This window comes from Varibaculum massiliense, from assembly GCF_900106855.1.
In the GTDB taxonomy this organism is placed as follows: domain Bacteria; phylum Actinomycetota; class Actinomycetes; order Actinomycetales; family Actinomycetaceae; genus Varibaculum; species Varibaculum massiliense.
The window spans coordinates 2,124,091-2,141,013 of the sequence record NZ_FNWI01000004.1 but is presented as its reverse complement, the minus strand read 5'-3'; the positions used below and the strand labels follow the sequence as shown (position 1 = coordinate 2,141,013).

The 16,923-nt window shown below is 47.7% G+C and carries 8 protein-coding genes and 3 rRNA genes; all 11 read right to left on the bottom strand.

The genetic code is table 11. The features are described 5' to 3' along the window. Positions 1-16: 16 nt before the first annotated feature. Positions 17-634, bottom strand: a complete 618-nt coding sequence (locus BQ5456_RS09425; RefSeq protein WP_071129745.1) for a NanQ anomerase/TabA/YiaL family protein — start codon at positions 632-634, stop codon at positions 17-19. Continuing rightward, entirely contained in the window at positions 621-3,956 is a 3,336-nt protein-coding gene (locus tag BQ5456_RS09420) for a glycoside hydrolase family 2 (protein WP_071129744.1), read from the bottom strand. The genes BQ5456_RS09425 and BQ5456_RS09420 overlap by 14 nt, the downstream gene beginning before the upstream one ends. Then, a complete protein-coding gene (locus tag BQ5456_RS09415; protein ID WP_071129743.1) occupies positions 3,949-5,613 on the bottom strand; it encodes an MGH1-like glycoside hydrolase domain-containing protein in 1,665 nt (554 codons plus the stop codon). Before BQ5456_RS09415 ends, BQ5456_RS09420 begins: the two co-directional genes overlap by 8 nt. Before the next feature lie 4 nt (positions 5,614-5,617). Further along, entirely contained in the window at positions 5,618-6,562 is a 945-nt protein-coding gene (locus tag BQ5456_RS09410) for a carbohydrate ABC transporter permease (RefSeq protein WP_083378466.1), read from the bottom strand. Further along, positions 6,552-7,502 carry a carbohydrate ABC transporter permease gene (locus BQ5456_RS09405; protein ID WP_083378465.1) on the bottom strand — a complete coding sequence of 317 codons (951 nt, stop codon included), beginning with the start codon at positions 7,500-7,502 and terminating at the stop codon, positions 6,552-6,554. Before BQ5456_RS09405 ends, BQ5456_RS09410 begins: the two co-directional genes overlap by 11 nt. A gap of 6 nt (positions 7,503-7,508) precedes the next feature. Beyond that, on the bottom strand, positions 7,509-8,660 hold the full coding sequence (locus BQ5456_RS09400; protein ID WP_268872107.1) for an ABC transporter substrate-binding protein: 1,152 nt from the start codon (positions 8,658-8,660) through the stop codon (positions 7,509-7,511). Between the two features lie 248 nt (positions 8,661-8,908). Continuing rightward, positions 8,909-9,859, bottom strand: a complete 951-nt coding sequence (locus BQ5456_RS09395; RefSeq protein WP_235858572.1) for a DMT family transporter — start codon at positions 9,857-9,859, stop codon at positions 8,909-8,911. A 277-nt stretch (positions 9,860-10,136) separates the two neighbouring features. Next, positions 10,137-10,253 (bottom strand): 5S ribosomal RNA (gene rrf / locus BQ5456_RS09390). 168 nt (positions 10,254-10,421) lie between these two features. Continuing rightward, a 23S ribosomal RNA gene (locus BQ5456_RS09385) occupies positions 10,422-13,506 on the bottom strand. 279 nt (positions 13,507-13,785) lie between these two features. Next, positions 13,786-15,326: ribosomal RNA gene (locus BQ5456_RS09380) — 16S ribosomal RNA — on the bottom strand. The 16S, 23S and 5S rRNA genes sit together here, the layout of an rRNA operon. A 574-nt stretch (positions 15,327-15,900) precedes the next feature. Beyond that, a complete protein-coding gene (locus BQ5456_RS09375) occupies positions 15,901-16,908 on the bottom strand; it encodes an aldose 1-epimerase (protein WP_071129742.1) in 1,008 nt (335 codons plus the stop codon). Between the last annotated feature and the right edge of the window lie 15 nt (positions 16,909-16,923).

Sequence of the window (16,923 nt, the reverse complement as noted above, 5' to 3'; positions counted from 1 at the left end):
ACTTAATCTCGTCCACTTATTTGTTATGGAAGAAGTTTTCTTCCACTGTCACCCGCAAGGTTACCCCGGTAAATTCAGAGGAGGAATCTATACGTACTGCCTCTGTAATATCAAAAATCACCAAATTACCCGGCTCTAAAGCAACCGTGCGCAAACCAGAAACGTAACCGCCATCTTCAGAATTTGAGGTTAGACGAGGGCGCGTAAAATATTGCCTATCAGAAAGATCGCTGTATTCCGTTATTGCCCTCAGCTCGTTAATCGGAGCCCATTCCAGAAGAATTTTCCCTTGTTCACAGTAAATTACTGATAGATATCTTCTAGAGGCTACGAGTGCAGGAGCATGGTTATTTTGCTCATCTGAAGAAGGAATAGGCAAAATACCGGCAAAGGAGTCATCGTCAGCCAGATTACCTACCAGTGATGGGAACTGAGTGCCCACCATTATCGGTTTTTTATTAACGTTATTTTTTTCTACTGGCACTGTTCTCAACCAGGTAAGAGAATCCCCCACGGAGTAGGTTACTCCCGGCAAACATTTCTCACTGTCCTCAATTGCTTCTAATGTACGTCCCCATTTCCTCACCTTCCCTAAACATGCCCGAAACTGAGATAAATTCTCAAAGAACTGCATCTACGCCTCCCGGTAACATAAATATTTCATGAGAAAAATCCTCGAACCGCACGCGGTAGCTGTCCAAGACTTCACTCCCCCAAGAGTTAGATCCCAACCCCAGTACCTGCGGACAAAGATTAACAGTGATGCTGTCCTCTGGAACTAGTTCATCATTATGTCTAGCCTGAGAAACTTGTTCATCAGAAAAGTAGGAAGCACTGAAATTCAAGGGTCGGTCTCCGGCTAAAATCACCAGAGAGTCGCGAAGCGCATCTGCCCTTTCGTTCTGTTTAGCCTCGAATCTCTCCACGGAGAATTTGCACCACCGTACCTCTCCACGATTACCGTTTGCCTGGGGATAGATATAGGGAGTATTTAATTGTTCAATATTCGCTCCCCAATGACCATTGAAGCAGGCCGCGGAAGAATCTGGATAATTCTCCCCTGGACCTAGCCCCCACCATTCCACTTGTGATAGCTCTTTTCGCAAAGCGAAGGTGATCCCAATCCGGGGGATAATATCACGATAAGATCCGTAACTTTTCCCATCTATTTGCAGTTTCAATACTCCTGATTTTAAAATCGTCCACCGGTATCGACAGCGCATTCCAAAATCCCATGCAGGCGGAGCCACTCGAGAATAGATATCTACGTGATAGCCTTCATCGTCCTGAAAATACTTGACCTCTCTGACTGATTCTTGTAAAGCATCAAAATAATAAGGCTGCCACAATTCTGTATTTTCTTGACCGTGATTATCAATAACCGGCTGCCAGAAGCTAAAAGCAGGAGACTTTACCAAGAGGTTTTCTCCGCGCCTTGTTGCCAATCTGTTTAATTTACCGCCTACTAAATCAAACTCGTAAATAAACCCTTTTTTACTAACTTCTAACTTGCTTGGAGTGCCATCAAATAATTCACCACTGGTATTGACCTCGAATTCAGATTCTGATTTTTTAGAGATAATTTCATAGAGATTCTTTGGCAAACTTGAGTTACAGCAGCTTTTCATCCCGGTGGGATTACTGGGCATCAGTTCACTCAGTGACCACTGCGCGGCACCAGGGTAACGCGAACATGGCAAGCTTTCATTTTCTCTCTCAAAAGTAACTACTCTGATTTGCAGGAAAAGATCTTCTCCTGCTCTCGCAGAAATAATTTCCGGAATATCATTCAGCAGTTTGCTGCCAGATAATACAGATTTTTCGGCGGGCGTCAGTTTATCAATTAAGATAGTTTCACTTGCATAGACTGTGCCGGTTCCTTTAAGAGCTTCACAGTTATCGCTCTTTACGCGAGCCCTAACTATTGATTCTGCTTTGTGTTTCGAGTTTGCACCTGGATCTGCAATAATTTGTATTTCTAGACAAATATCATGCAGAGCAGTGAACCAGTTGCGAGTTCGAACAGAAACTTGTTTTCCATCAAATTCGAACTGAACTGGCGCCAATAAAGCTGCATATTGCTGCAGACCAGGACTAGGTTCACGCCAGGGGAAGACTAAACCATCGATGCAGAAATTCGCATTGTTCGGATAATCTCCAAAATCACCGCCGTAACGATAAGCTTCCTTATCCTTACCCTTGCCAATTTGCACCCCATGGTCGATCCATTCCCACACAAAATGTCCCTGGATATGGTCATAGCGATCAAAAACCGCCTGGTATTCGGCTAACCCCCCAGGACCATTGCCCATCGCATGACCATATTCGCAGATAATACGGGGCTGCGGCGCAGGGTGCTGCCCAAAGTCACACATTTGAGAAACACGCGAGTACATGGTGGAAATAACATCTACTACCTCAGCGTAGCGATCCTCTTCATAATGGATAGGTCGAGTCGTATCCAACTCTCGACACCGCTCTACCATGGACTTGATGTTGCACCCATAGCCAGATTCATTACCCATTGACCAAATGATGATAGAAGCATGATTGCGTTGCGCAAATACATGACGCTCAATGCGGTGGACGAAGGAGTCTTTCCACTCCTGGTCATTGGTAATGCGCGACAAATCTCCCAGATTTGCAAACCCGTGGGTTTCCATATCTGCTTCCGCAACTACTAGAAAACCCATTTCATCGCAAAGTTCATAAAACCGGGGATCGTTTGGATAGTGAGCTGTACGTATTGCATTAATATTATGCTCTTTCATCAAATCCAGATCCCTACGAACCAGATTCATATCGACAGCTCTGCCTTTTTCCGAATCAAAATCGTGCCGATTTACCCCATGCATTTTGAAATACTGCCCGTTCAAGAGCAGTTTTCCGTTTTTTATCTCAACCTGTCGGAAACCTACACGGTGTCGTATTACTTCCAATACCTCATCGTCTTGGTACAGGGTAAGGTACAAGTCGTACAGTTTGGGATTCTCCGGATTCCACCAGGTCACATTGGGCAGCAAAATTTGCGCCTCGTAGTAGTTCAGAGATAGTTCTTGGATTTGCCCGCTCACATCTATCCATGAATTATCAACCGCAGGTCGCTCCACATCTTCGTTTCCGATAGACTGCACCTGCCCGCTTGCTATGGATTGTTGTCTGTCCTGTAATTCCCAAGCTAGCTTCACAGAATTTTTCGGATACTTGTTCGCTCTGCTATCGCCTATCCAAACCGATAAATCTAAAGTTGCCGATCCCCGCCCATAGTTCTCAACTTGGTCAGATTCACTATGGTGCACAGTTGTGTTAATAAAAAAATCGGCCACATATCTATTGGGACGTTCATAGAGCCAAACATCGCGAAAAATACCTGACGCCCACCACATGTCCTGGTCTTCTAGATAAGTCGCATCGCTATACTGTAGCACTCTGACAGACAATAAGTTATTTCCCTTTTTTATTACGGGCGTTACGTCGAACTCTGCTGTTAAGCGGGAACCCTTAGACCAACCAAGTGGAGTTCCATTTACATAGACCTCAAAATAGGATTCAACACCATCAAAACACAAAATATACTGCCTATTTTCAGATAACTCATCAATATAGAAACATTTTTGATAGGCACCGGTGGGATTTTCAGCTGGTACAGTTGGCGGATCTATAGGAAATGGGTACCCCTCGTCGGTGTATTCCATTTTTCCATAACCGTCAAACTGCCACATGTGTGGCACAGTGACAGTCTCAAAGTCGTCTTGCCACTCCTGGGTGAACCGTTTAGGAACTGATTTCGGGTTATTAAAGAAGGCGAAATTCCATTGACCGCTCAAGTTTTTATAACCAGCAACCTTTTCGCGTCCCTGTTTCTCGGCACTCAGCCTATCTTCGCTAGATAACAAGTATGCATGGGAGGGTAATTTACCTGCAAAATGCTGATGGATATTCTCCCAGTTATTCATGCTGTTCCTTTGCCTCCATTACAGCTAAATCGATATACAGTGCGGCAGACCAGGCAAAATTTACGGTTGCAGATTCGGCTCTTTGCCCGTTATCTGGGTGAAAATGTTCCATGGGACCTCCTGCAGTTTCTAGAGCATACATGGTTTTTTCACGTAAGTGTTTGGCTAGCTCAGAGAACCCAGAACGTTCCATTCCTTCGGCGACTAAATAATTGGTATTTATCCATACCGGTCCGCGCCACATGCGATTGGGTACGTAAGTTTCTTCATTCCGAGCTACCGTAGTTAAACCAAAATCACTGGCAAAAGTTTGCGAATTCTCTATATCTGCAGCCAATGCGTTCTTTTCTATGTCCGTCAATCCACCGGCAAAACAAGCTAGCAAGGACACGATAGTACGAGGAGCGGACTCTTGCCCCGGTATCACCGGTTTAAACATACCCAAGTCCTTATTGAATAAATTCTGCAATAAAGCATGAAGTTTTTTACGAGTATCTTTTAGGAATAAGCGATCAGAAGATAAGTCGCTTCCAGAGGACAGCTCTAACTCAACTGCCCAAGATTCCAATATTTCTACTTGATTTTCTAAATAAGCGAGCAAATCGGGACTAATTACCGGCAATGCTCCGTCAAATATAGGACAATCATCTAATCCGGAGGAATACGGATGGGCATATATGGGATACTCCCCCATAGTTTGATTCATCCACCAGCGACTATTTGCTACTAGAATGGGATACCATTTCTTTATCCAATACTGCTTTTTCTCCTCGGGTAAATCCTTAATTAATCGATTAGCTGCCCAAGCCCCAAGAGGAGGTTTCGTGAGCGGTACCGGACCTCTGCTACCGCTCTGTGACCCTGCTGCTTCCAGGCGAGCGCAATCTGCGATGGGAAGATCCCGACTCGAAGCCAAAATCCCGTGTTCATGAATTACATCAGGTAGTTGCCCATCACCACAGTCATAGAGTGCAATGTCTAACAGCTCCAGAGCCATCCGAACATTTGCATGAGCTAACCCGAGACAAATAAAGTATGTGTCCCACTGCCAAAGACCTACGTAGCCTATTTTAGAAGGAACTACTACACTGACTACTTTCTCTTTTTTATTTTGAAGTGGAACTTTTATCTCAATAGTATTGACGCCCAAAGTCCACCAACACTGGTCTACCATTGCTTGGCGCTTGGGCAAGACCTTTGGCGCGAGCTGCATCCAGTCATCGATTACTCTATTTGCTTTTAGTTCGAAATCATGATTTGAAATCTTTAAATATTTAGGCGCGCTATCGTGGACAGATGTAAACACCCAAGTATAGGAATCTCCTGATATCTGATTTTTCTCTATACCTTTAGCTGTTGCTTGTGAGGTGTCGATCGAGATGGATTTTGCACTAATACTTGGTTTATCGACAATAAGCCTAAGAGCCGAACCTAAAACTACAATTTTAAACCCGTCACCGAGCAGTGTCGCTCCCTTTGCTATCAGTTGAAGAGGTGACGAAGATTCTACCTTTGCGACCAGGCAGTTCTCCATTTCCACTTCATAACTTGTATAAAAAACATTAATAATGTTTCGATTCACAGTTAAGACGAAACGCGATTTCGGTACCGTGAATGCACCGCTTTCTAAATTTATGAAAGGGAGCGACACTGACATGGCTTTACCTACCTCCTAATCCAGAAGAAGCCAGGGAACTGATTATCTGACGCTGCCCGATTATGAACGCTATCAGCATCGGGATGGTGGACAACGAAGTAGCCGCCATGATAAGGCCGTAGTTAACTCCTCCGAATTGTCCCTGGAACTGCGCTAAAAGTAACGGAACTGTGTACAGCTCCGTGCTGTTTAGCAAGATCAGAGGCATCAAAAAGTTATTCCACGCATCAATGGCAATGATTACTCCCAATGCACCCAAACCTGGGCGAATCAGCGGCAAGATTACTTGGAAGAAAATCCTAATACGGGAGCAACCATCGAGAGTAGCTGCTTCTTCAAGTTCCTTTGGAATCGAACGAATAAACTGACGACATAGGAATATGCCAAAAGGATTCATTAGAATTCCAGGAATAATGATTGCTAGGTGAGAATCCACCCAGCCTAGCCAGGACATCAACTGATAAAAGGGTACCAATGTAACTTGCTTGGGAATCATTTGGCATACCAGCACCGCAGCAAATAAATACTTCGCCCCCTTGAAAGGGATACGCGCAAATCCGTAACCTGCCATGGCGGTGGTCAGGATTCCTCCCGCAACAATCAAAATCGTAATGTAAATCGAGTTGAAATATGCCCGACCAAACGGCAGAGCCGCCCATGCCTCAGCAAAGTTATTCGCTGTAAACGGGTCAGGCAGGAAGGAAAGTGGATGGGTTAGTAGCTGCGGCAACGTCTTAAATGAAGACAGCAGCATCCACACGAATGGCCCAAACATGCATATCGACCCCAGAATCAGGAATGCATGTAAAACTATGCGCCCGGGGCGTATGCGTTTACTAGTGGCTTCTATTCTCTGGGAATCTCCAGAGGGTTTTTCAGGTGCCTTTTTAGCTCTGTTTTCAGGAGTATCCGTCAATGTATTATTCGAGTTATTGTCATTAGTCTTCATAATGTACAAACCTCTTTTCCAAACCAAATTGGAATAATGTGATTAACACCGACAGTAAAAGCAGGAATATTGAAGCCGTTGCCGACATTCCCAAATCCATTTTTCTGAAGCCTAAATCGTAAATGTGATAAACGATTGTGCGCGTGGCATTATCAGGACCTGCATTCTTAACTAGCACGAACACCAAGTCGAACGTTTGTAGAGAGGAAATAAATGCTATAACCGACTGAAAGAAAATTGTTGGTGAAAGCATAGGTAATATAATGCTGAAGAAAGTACGTATCTTTCCTGAACCATCAATCTCTGCCGCTTCTAACACCGATGGTGAAATATTCTGCAAACCCGCCTGGAAAATTACCACGTTAAGTCCAAGTGAAGACCAGATAGTAACCGCACAAAGAGCCAACAAGGTCAGGCGGGGATCATTTAACCAATCGGGGGGAGCTACACGAAATATTGTCGCAATCGTCGTCGACAGCAATCCATCAGCTCGCAGTAGCTGCTGCCAGATTAGAGCCACTGCAACAGAGGATGTAACCACCGGCGCGAAGAACATGATCATGTACAAAGTGCGATTCTTTACAGAATTCAGCATAACGGATACCACAATAGCTAGTAGAAGTCCTATTGGGACTGTAATAACCGCAATACCTAAAGTATTTAATACAGCCCGGCCAAAGAGTGGGTCAGTCAGCTGTGCCTTAAAATTATCAAAAGACACAAAAGTCATAGGCCCCAAGCCATTCCAACTGTAGAAGCATAGAACTACAGAAAAGGCGAATGGCAGCACGGTAAATGCAAAAATACCAATTCCTTGTGGTGCCAGGAAGAACAGTGCCCACCACCTATCGAGTTTCTTCCACCGTGGCGTTCCATTAGGAGCCGCCACGGTGGAAGCCTTCGCTCCGCCCGAGGACGGAGCGGGCTTTGTAGTTAACATAATTAACTACTTCCCTGCCTTTTCAGAAACCATTTTTGCGGTATCATCCAAAGCTTGCTGAGCCGTTTTCTGTCCCTTATAAAGTGGGAGCATTATATTTACAGAAATATCATTCGACAGATCCGGTACCCCAGCCTCTGTTGGGAAGTTAGCAAATCCCTTGTCGCGCATCTCGATAAGCGACTGCACATTTGCTGGCTTTCCGGTGTCAGTTACTATCTCATCAATTCCTTTAATAGAGGGTAACGCATTACCGCTATCCTTTAAACGCAAAGTTTGCCCTTCTTTGGACAGGAATTCTTTGAAGAAAGTAAAAGCAGCATCCAAATCAGCTGCGTTTTTATTCACTGCCAGGAAGGAGGAGGCTACACCATTGCGTCCAATAGTTCCTTGAGGGGTTGGCCACCCTACTACATCAAAATCTGAACTGTCCCGGCTAGCCTTTTCAATGGTTCCCAAGGTGTATCGTCCCTGAACCATAAACCCTAACTTGTCGGTGACAAATAATGTGTCAGAATCTGCACCCGAGGGCATCTCGTCCGCAACCAAAAGTTCTCCAGATTTGAACTTGTCTGCCCAATCTTGTAGTGCCTTTACCGACTTAGCGTCTTTATTTGCTACGTATTTCCCGGAGTCATCGTAGACTTTGCCACCCTGACTAATCATAATAGAATCCGTGGTTGACCAGTAGTTCCAGAAAGCCGCGCCTTCTTTACCTGAGGCTTTTATTTTATCGAGCATTTCGAAGAACTTTTCAGTTGTCCATTTGCCCTCTTTGGCTAACTGCGCGGGATCCTCAGTAATGCCTGCTTGTTTGAGTACTACCTTGTTGTACCAGAATGCATCGGGATTTACGTCATTGGGAAGAGCGTATGTTTTACCATCCATCTCCGCGATGCGGTAAATGTCATGGTTAAAATCCTTCAAAGATAGCGCGGAGTCGCCCGTGCCCAAGTGATCGTCGATAGGAGCTAGAGTTTGATTGTGTACCAGGGAAGTAATCCGATCATCACCGACATAAAAAACATCGGGGGCAGTTTTTGAGCTAAGTTGCGTAGTCAACTTGGAGTGATAGTCAGAGTAAGATGCTACCGGCTGAAATTTGATTTTAATATCCGGGTGGCGCTGCATGAACTCTTTATTAAATTGTTCGAAGATTTTCAGTTCATCGGGAGTACCCCAGGTTGACCAAGTTACCGTGCCCTTAGCTCCTCCTGAGGACTTACTCTCAAAAAGAAAAGACTTTCCCCCCCCCCCCCCCCCCCGAACAGCCGGAAAGGCAAGTAGCAGCTAGCACCGTTGCTACCCCCAGAGCCAATACTGATTTTAGTGTTTTCATTTTTATCTCCTTTTCATGAAACACTCACAGGTTGGTGATTTCGTTAAAGTTAATAAATTCCCCAGTCTTACCGGTTTCCGCTCTTAACACGTTCCGGCAATAGTTCAGTTCCAAACATTGCAGCGAGTATCAATCCTCCTCCCACGAGTAACCGCCAGGTTATATGTTCGCCACCTAGAGCCACAGCAAATCCTGCCGCGAAAAGAGGTTCAGTTGTCATAATGATTGCTGCGGACGTAGCACTTATACGCGCCTGAGCCCAGGTCTGGAGTAAAATAGCAAGTAAACCAGCAATTATTGCCATATAAAGCATCTGCATCCACTGTATAGGGTCGTGGGGAAGTTCTATCCCACCTGGAGTAGAAGCAATGAAACAAATAACTCCAACAGTCATGACTTGAATAGCCCCAAGCAACATGACATCACTGTCGGGAGCCCAATGTCCCAACATGACAATATGCAATGCATACAGCAGAGAACCTATAAGTGTGATTACTTCTCCGTAGCCTAAAGCAAAACCATTAAGGCTGAGGATCATTAGTCCTGCTGTTGCTACTATTATTGTCCCCCAAGTTAAAGCGCTAATTTTTTCGCGAAATAACAGTAGCAAAACTACTGGAGTTAACACTACATACATTCCAGTAATAAAACCCGAAACCGATGCGTGCGTATGTTGCAACCCCATAGTCTGAAAAATTTGTGCTGAGGCATAGATTAGTCCAAGTACAGCGCCCTTACCCCATATCGCAGCTGAAGCCTTTAATAAAGAGCGAAAACGGAGTGAGCCGATCAAAACACCGGCAATCAAAAACCGTATCCCAAGAAAATCAATAGGAGGAATAGTCTCAACTAATCCCTTGATTAGGAAAAAAGTAGATCCCCAAACTGCGGTAACTGTGGTAAGCGCCAGGGCAGGAAGTAACGCATGTAAAGAGCTATGAGAACCAGAAGGCTTATTTGCTACACCAGTATCTGACCTAATCTGATCGTTTTCAAAATCATTGTTTCCAGTAGACACAAAAACTTCCTTTATTTCCTGTGCTTCCTTGCACCTGAAACCACTTGCTTAATGGTATCACCGCAAGCCGGTAATTCTGTTGGTTTAAAAAAGTAATTTTTCAGCAAACAACGGAGTCGCTATCTGAGGGCTAAGAGACTGTTGAAAAAGCCTGCTTACAACGTTTAGATGATTTCGATTCCTGGCAAAAATCGATTATTAACTTCGTGAAGAAATTTATAGAAAGGCAGGGCACAAAAACTGTAACCAGCTTCTGTGCCCTGCCTCAATAAAATGGTTGTGGTGGTGTCTTACTCTCCCGCGCTCGTTGGGGCGTAGTACCATTAGCGCTGCCTAGCTTAGCTTCCAGGTTCGGGATGGGACTGGGCGTGTCCTAGGCGCTATGACCACCACAAGACTATGTGTTTACCCCCTTGCTTGTTCTTCTTGAACCGGTGATTGTCTTTTAAGGACCGGTTTTTTGGGGGGTACCGTTCTTGTAGACGGTGTTTGAGAGTGGGTGTGAGCGTCTTCGTGACGACAATTTTGTGTGGATGCTTGAACACGTGTTTTAGTGTTGTGATTTGTTTTTTTATGGTTGTTTAGTACCAGTCAGCTTTGCGTTTTACAACGTGTACACTTCTGGCCTATCTACCCAGTAGTCTACTGGGAACCTGAAAGACCTTATCTTAAAGCAGGCTTCCCGCTTAGATGCTTTCAGCGGTTATCCTTTCCGAACATAGCCAACCAGCCATGCACCTGGCGGTACAACTGGCATACCAGAGGTTCGTCCATCCCGGTCCTCTCGTACTAGGGACAGGACTTTCTCAAGTCTTAACGCGCGCAGCGGATAGGGACCGAACTGTCTCACGACGTTCTGAACCCAGCTCGCGTACCGCTTTAATGGGCGAACAGCCCAACCCTTGGGACCAACTCCAGCCCCAGGATGCGACGAGCCGACATCGAGGTGCCAAACCATGCCGTCGATATGGACTCTTGGGCAAGATCAGCCTGTTATCCCCGGGGTACCTTTTATCCGTTGAGCGACAACGCTTCCATAAGCCATTGCCGGATCACTAGTTCCTACTTTCGTACCTGCTCCACCCGTCAGTGTCACAGTCAAGCTTCCTTGTGCACTTACACTCGAACCCTGATTACCAACCAGGATGAGGAAACCTTTGAGCGCCTCCGTTACCATTTAGGAGGCAACCGCCCCAGTTAAACTACCCACCAGGCACTGTCCCTAACCCAGATAATGGGCCCAGGTTCAGATAACCAGCAACATCAGAGTGGTATTTCACTTGCCGACTCCACAACCACTAGCGTGGCTGCTTCAACGTCTCCCACCTATCCTACACAAACACAACCAGCTACCAATACCAAGCTATAGTAAAGGTCCCGGGGTCTTTCCGTCCTGCTGCGCGTAACGAGCATCTTTACTCGTAATGCAATTTCGCCGAGCTCGCGGTCAAGACAGCACAGAAGTCGTTACGCCATTCGTGCAGGTCGGAACTTACCCGACAAGGAATTTCGCTACCTTAGGATGGTTATAGTTACCACCGCCGTTTACCGGGGCTTAAATTCACCGCTTCGCCCAAAAGGGCTGACAGTTCCTCTTAACCTTCCGGCACCGGGCAGGCGTCAGTGCGTATACCTCGCCTTACGGCTTCGCACGCACCTATGTTTTTGATAAACAGTCGCTTCCATCTTGCTATTGCACCCCACACCCCCTAACCACGCAAAGGCAGTTTCAAGGGGTGGGGCCTCCTTCTCCCGAAGTTACGGAGGCAATTTGCCGAGTTCCTTAACCACGATTCACTCGCTCGCCTTAGTATTCTCTACCCAACTACCAGAGTCGGTTTAGGGTACGGGCGGAATAACACCTCACAACGCAGCTTTTCTCGACAGTACAGACCAACCCTGTTATCAACCCAAAAGGGTCTCACCATCACCCCTCACCCTTATGCGTCTTCCGGATTTGACCTAGAAGACAGGCTACAGGCTTGAACACGGTAAACCACCACCGCGCCAGGCAATCTCACTGTGTCACCACGAAGCTAAAACACTCAAACCAAAAACCCAAAACCCAACGACCCTTATCAACCCGAAGGAAGACAAGAACCGGAAAGGGCGTCAAGCTCAAAGAAATGAGTACTATATACGGTCTTATCCCGGTAGCAGAATATCAACTGCTCAACCATCGACTACGCCTGACGGCCTCGCCTTAGGACCCGACTAACCCAGGGCGGATAAACCTTCCCCTGGAACCCTTAGTTTATCGGCGCCAGCGATTCTCACGCTGGACTCGCTACTCATGCCTGCATTCTCACTCCCACACCACACACGACCCATCACCAGGCCGCTACAACAATGCAGGACGCTCCCCTACCCCACAACACAAAAAGCGTTGTAGTCACAGTTTCGGTGGCATGCTTAAGCCCCACTACATTATCGGCGCACAATCACTCGACCAGTAAGCTATTACGCACTCTTTCAAGGGTGGCTGCTTCTAAGCCAACCTCCTGGCTGTCAACGCAACTACACATCCTTTCCCACTCAGCACACACTTAGGGACCTTAACCGATGATCAGGGCTGTTTCCCTCTCGACAACGAAGCTTATCCCCCGCTGTCTGACTGCCCCACCAACTTAACGCGCATTCGGAGTTTAGCAGATCTCAGTAACCAACAAGGCCCATCAACCAACCAGTAGCTCTACCACACGCAAGCAAAAAATGGGACGCTATACCTAAATATATTTCGGGGAGAACCAGCTATCACGGAGTTTGATTGGCCTTTCACCCCTACCCACAACTCATCCCCCAGGTTTTCAACCCTGGTGGGTGCGGACCTCCACGACGTTCTACCGCCGCTTCATCCTGGCCATGGGTAGATCACCCCGCTTCGGGTCTATACCACGCAACTAAATCGCCCCCAGGACTCGGTTTCCCTACGACTACCCCACAACGGGTTAACCTCGCCACGCAACATAACTCGCAGGCTCATTCTTCAATAGGCACGCCACCACCACACCAACCCAAAAAGGATCCCATGGCTCTGACGGCTTAAAAACGCTTGGTTTCAGGAACTATTTCACTCCCCTCCCGGGGTACTTTTCACCATTCCCTCACGGTACTAATCCACTATCGGTCACCGCGCCCGTCCAGGCTTACCCAATGGTCTGGGCAGATTCACACGAGATTCCACGAGCCCCGCGCTACTCGGGAACAAAACCCGACGCCCTGCATGCGCAACCAGCTACCCGACTGTCACGGTCTACGGCCAGGCATCCCAACCTGTTCACCTCACACACACAATGACGCCCCAAGAACCGGCAGATTCTCAACGACTTTGCCCCACAACACCGACTGCGCAACCCCTGCCGAGTATCACACGCAAACGGTTTAGCCAACACCCGCTATCGCTCACCACTACACACGGACTATCTCACAAAAGGCGGTACTAAGATGTTTCACTTCCCACCCTACCAACACACACCTATCAAAACTTCAGTGCGCGCCAACCACACACAACTATGGTTAGGTTACCCCATTCGGAAACCCCCGGATCAACGCTCGCTCGCTAACTCCCCGAGGCTATCGCCAGCCACAACGTCCTTCATCGGCACACGATGCCAAGGCATCCACCAAACGCTCAAAAACAAAAAACAAACCAATAAACAAAAAAACACCAACCACCCAAAGGTGGTCAACGAACAAGATTCTCACTTTCAAAGCATCACAAAGACACTCACATCCACTCTCCAAAAAACAAACAACCAACCCAAAAAACCCCAAAACCCAAAAGCCTTGAAAGTTAATGAGCCAAACAAACAAACCCACCGGATCTGATTGTTCCTATACCCGACAGCCCCCCAAAACCCCAAAAAGCCTTGGGGGGAAAGTGTTTCCCTGTTCCATTTGCGTTTTAAACAATAAATTCTCCCTAGAAAGGAGGTGATCCAGCCGCACCTTCCGGTACGGCTACCTTGTTACGACTTCGTCCCAATCGCTAGCCCCACCTTCACCCGCTCCCCCTCAAAAAGAGTTAGGCCACAAGCTTCGAGTGTTACCAACTTTCGTGACGTGACGGGCGGTGTGTACAAGGCCCGAGAACGTATTCACCGCAGCGTTGCTGATCTGCGATTACTAGCGACTCCACCTTCACGGGGCCGAGTTGCAGACCCCGATCCGAACCAAGACGCCCTTTAAGAGATTCGCACCACCTTGCGGTATCGCAACCCTTTGTAGACGCCAATGTAGCATGCGTGAAGCCCAAGACATAAGGGGCATGATGATTTGACGTCATCCCCACCTTCCTCCGAGTTAACCCCGGCAGTCTCCCACGAGTCCCCAACACAACTTGCTGGCAACATAGGACAAGGGTTGCGCTCGTTGCGGGACTTAACCCAACATCTCACGACACGAGCTGACGACAACCATGCACCACCTGCACACCAGCCAAAAAGGAAAACCCATCTCTGGATCGGTCCAGTGCATGTCAAGCCTTGGTAAGGTTCTTCGCGTTGCATCGAATTAATCCGCATGCTCCGCCGCTTGTGCGGGCCCCCGTCAATTCCTTTGAGTTTTAGCCTTGCGACCGTACTCCCCAGGCGGGGAACTTAACGCGTTAGCTACGACGCAGAAGACAAAAAAGCCCCCCACACCCAGTTCCCAACGTTTACAGCATGGACTACCAGGGTATCTAATCCTGTTCGCTCCCCATGCTTTCGCTCCTCAGTGTCAGTAACAGCCCAGAGACCCGCCTTCGCCACCGGTATTCCTCCTGATATCTGCGCATTCCACCGCTACACCAGGAATTCCAGCCTCCCCTACTGCACTCAAGCCAGCCCGTACCCACCGCAAACCCACAGTTAAGCCATGAGCTTTCACGACAGACGCAACCAGCCACCTACAAGCCCTTTACGCCCAATAATTCCGGACAACGCTCGCGCCCTACGTATTACCGCGGCTGCTGGCACGTAGTTAGCCGGCGCTAATCAACCCCTACACTCAACACACCCAAAAGTGCGCCTTGTTCAGAGCAAAAGAAGTTTACAACCCGAAGGCCTTCATCCCCCACGCGGCGTCGCTGCATCAGGCTTTCGCCCATTGTGCAATATCCCCCACTGCTGCCTCCCGCAGGAGTCTGGGCCGTATCTCAGTCCCAATGTGACCGACCACCCTCTCAGGCCGGCTACCCGTCAAAGCCTTGGTAAGCCATCACCCCACCAACAAGCTGATAGACCGCGAGCCCACCCAAATCCGGCCAAAGCCTTTCCCACCCACCCCATGCGAGGCAGACAGAACATAAGGTATTAAACACCCTTTCGAATGCTTATCCCAAAGAAAAGGACAGGTTACTCACGTGTTACTCACCCGTTCGCCACTCTCACCAAAAAGTGCAAGCACCCCTTGGATCCCGTTCGACTTGCATGTGTTAAGCACGCCGCCAGCGTTCATCCTGAGCCAGGATCAAACTCTCCAACAAAAACCAAAAACAACCCACCAAAAACAGCAGGCAAAAAAACGATCCAACCAAAAAAGCCAGACCAAAAATGGTTCAAGCCAGAAAACAATCCAGCAAAAACAAACACCAACAATCAAAAAACAAAACGTTCCAAAATCATCAGCATCAAAAAAACAAAAACAAGAAAAAACCAAACCCACCCCAAAAACAAGGCAAGCCCAGTCCAATCCCACACAAACAAAACAAAAAAACACACTATCGAGAACACAAACAACCAAACCACAAACCAACCAAAACTGACCGGTCAGGATTCGTCGCGAGCAAAAAATAAGCGGCGGGAAAGTTTTTCTCCCGCCGGCCTCTGCGCTCGGCAACGAATACAAAGTTACCGCCCTCAGCCCCCAGCGTCAAACCAGATTCCCTAAAAGTAAGCGAAGCCACATAAACTTTTAAAAAATAGCGTATTTACCTGCGTAAACTCGGATTTTAGTAGAAAAAAAAACCGCCGCAACCGCGAGGTTTCGGGCGGTTGCGGCGGGATTTATAAGTGTGAGACAGCTAGTACCTAGGTCGGATATCCAGATATCTTCCTAAACTAAGAAAGCTGTCGCGGACTGCGGTGTTCTAACGCAGCATGTAATTCTTGGACACCACCAGGCGGTACCGTAATCAGTTCTGCACACTCGGGACGATTGAAAGCATCCGTCATTGCCAGCAGCGGCTCCACAGCCACCGACAATCCCCGGCGATAAGCCAAATCTTGGGCGGTGTAGACATGCAGGGTAGCTAACCCCAGACCCTGACGTGCATCTTTTAGCTCTACGGCAGTCTGCGATCCATCAGCATGGTCAACTAAAGCGGTAGCTACCCCGTCTTCGGCCACCAAAGAGGTCATCCCCCAGTCAATGTCGCGGCGGTGCACCAGAGTAACCGGATAAGCTTGCGTGGAAAATCCTTTGATTCCCGGTTCTGGAATCAGATTGTTATCGGTTTGTACGCGAACCTGAGAGGGTACCGTAACTCGAGTATTTTCTACGCTGCCCCCTTGGCAAGCAATATATGGATGCCAACCTAAAGTAATCGGGGCATCGCCCTCGCCATTATTTCTGGCAAGCAAATCTAGCGACAGCCGGTGCGGATTAGAGCTGAGACGGTAAGTAACTTCTACTTCCACCTCGAAAGGATAGGCGTCTAGCTTTGGCACCTGTACTTTTGCCCGCAGGAAATCTTCCCCAGACTCCAGCAATTCAAAAGGCTGATTGGTCACCAGACCGTGCAATGCCAGCGCCCCGCCCACGGTCTTACCCCGGAAATCATATTCGCGTCCTTGGAAAGTATATTTACCGTCACGCAGACGATTTGACCAGGGAGCGAGCAGCGCGCTGCGGAAGCCGTCCATCTCGCGTGCCTCTGCCTCATCCCGATAACCGTCGATGACATGCACGGTACGCATTTCCAGCTCCCGCGGATCATCTAAAGGTGTGGGAACCGCGCAAGGCTCCTCAAAGAGGTCTTCAACCTGCCAATCTAAAACCGTTGCTCCGATTTTAGCTATCGACACCGAATCTTTGCCCGCTTTCAGCGTCCAGATTTCGTGGCTCAAGTTTGCTCCTTAATA

What these genes read in the sequence shown, in the direction of transcription:
- BQ5456_RS09425 (WP_071129745.1), bottom strand. Translation starts at nt 634, where the DNA reads ATGCAGTTCTTTGAGAATTTATCTCAGTTTCGGGCATGTTTAGGGAAG.
- BQ5456_RS09420 (WP_071129744.1), bottom strand. Translation starts at nt 3,956, where the DNA reads ATGAATAACTGGGAGAATATCCATCAGCATTTTGCAGGTAAATTACCC.
- BQ5456_RS09415 (WP_071129743.1), bottom strand. Translation starts at nt 5,613, where the DNA reads ATGTCAGTGTCGCTCCCTTTCATAAATTTAGAAAGCGGTGCATTCACG.
- BQ5456_RS09410 (WP_083378466.1), bottom strand. Translation starts at nt 6,562, where the DNA reads ATGAAGACTAATGACAATAACTCGAATAATACATTGACGGATACTCCT.
- BQ5456_RS09405 (WP_083378465.1), bottom strand. Translation starts at nt 7,502, where the DNA reads ATGTTAACTACAAAGCCCGCTCCGTCCTCGGGCGGAGCGAAGGCTTCC.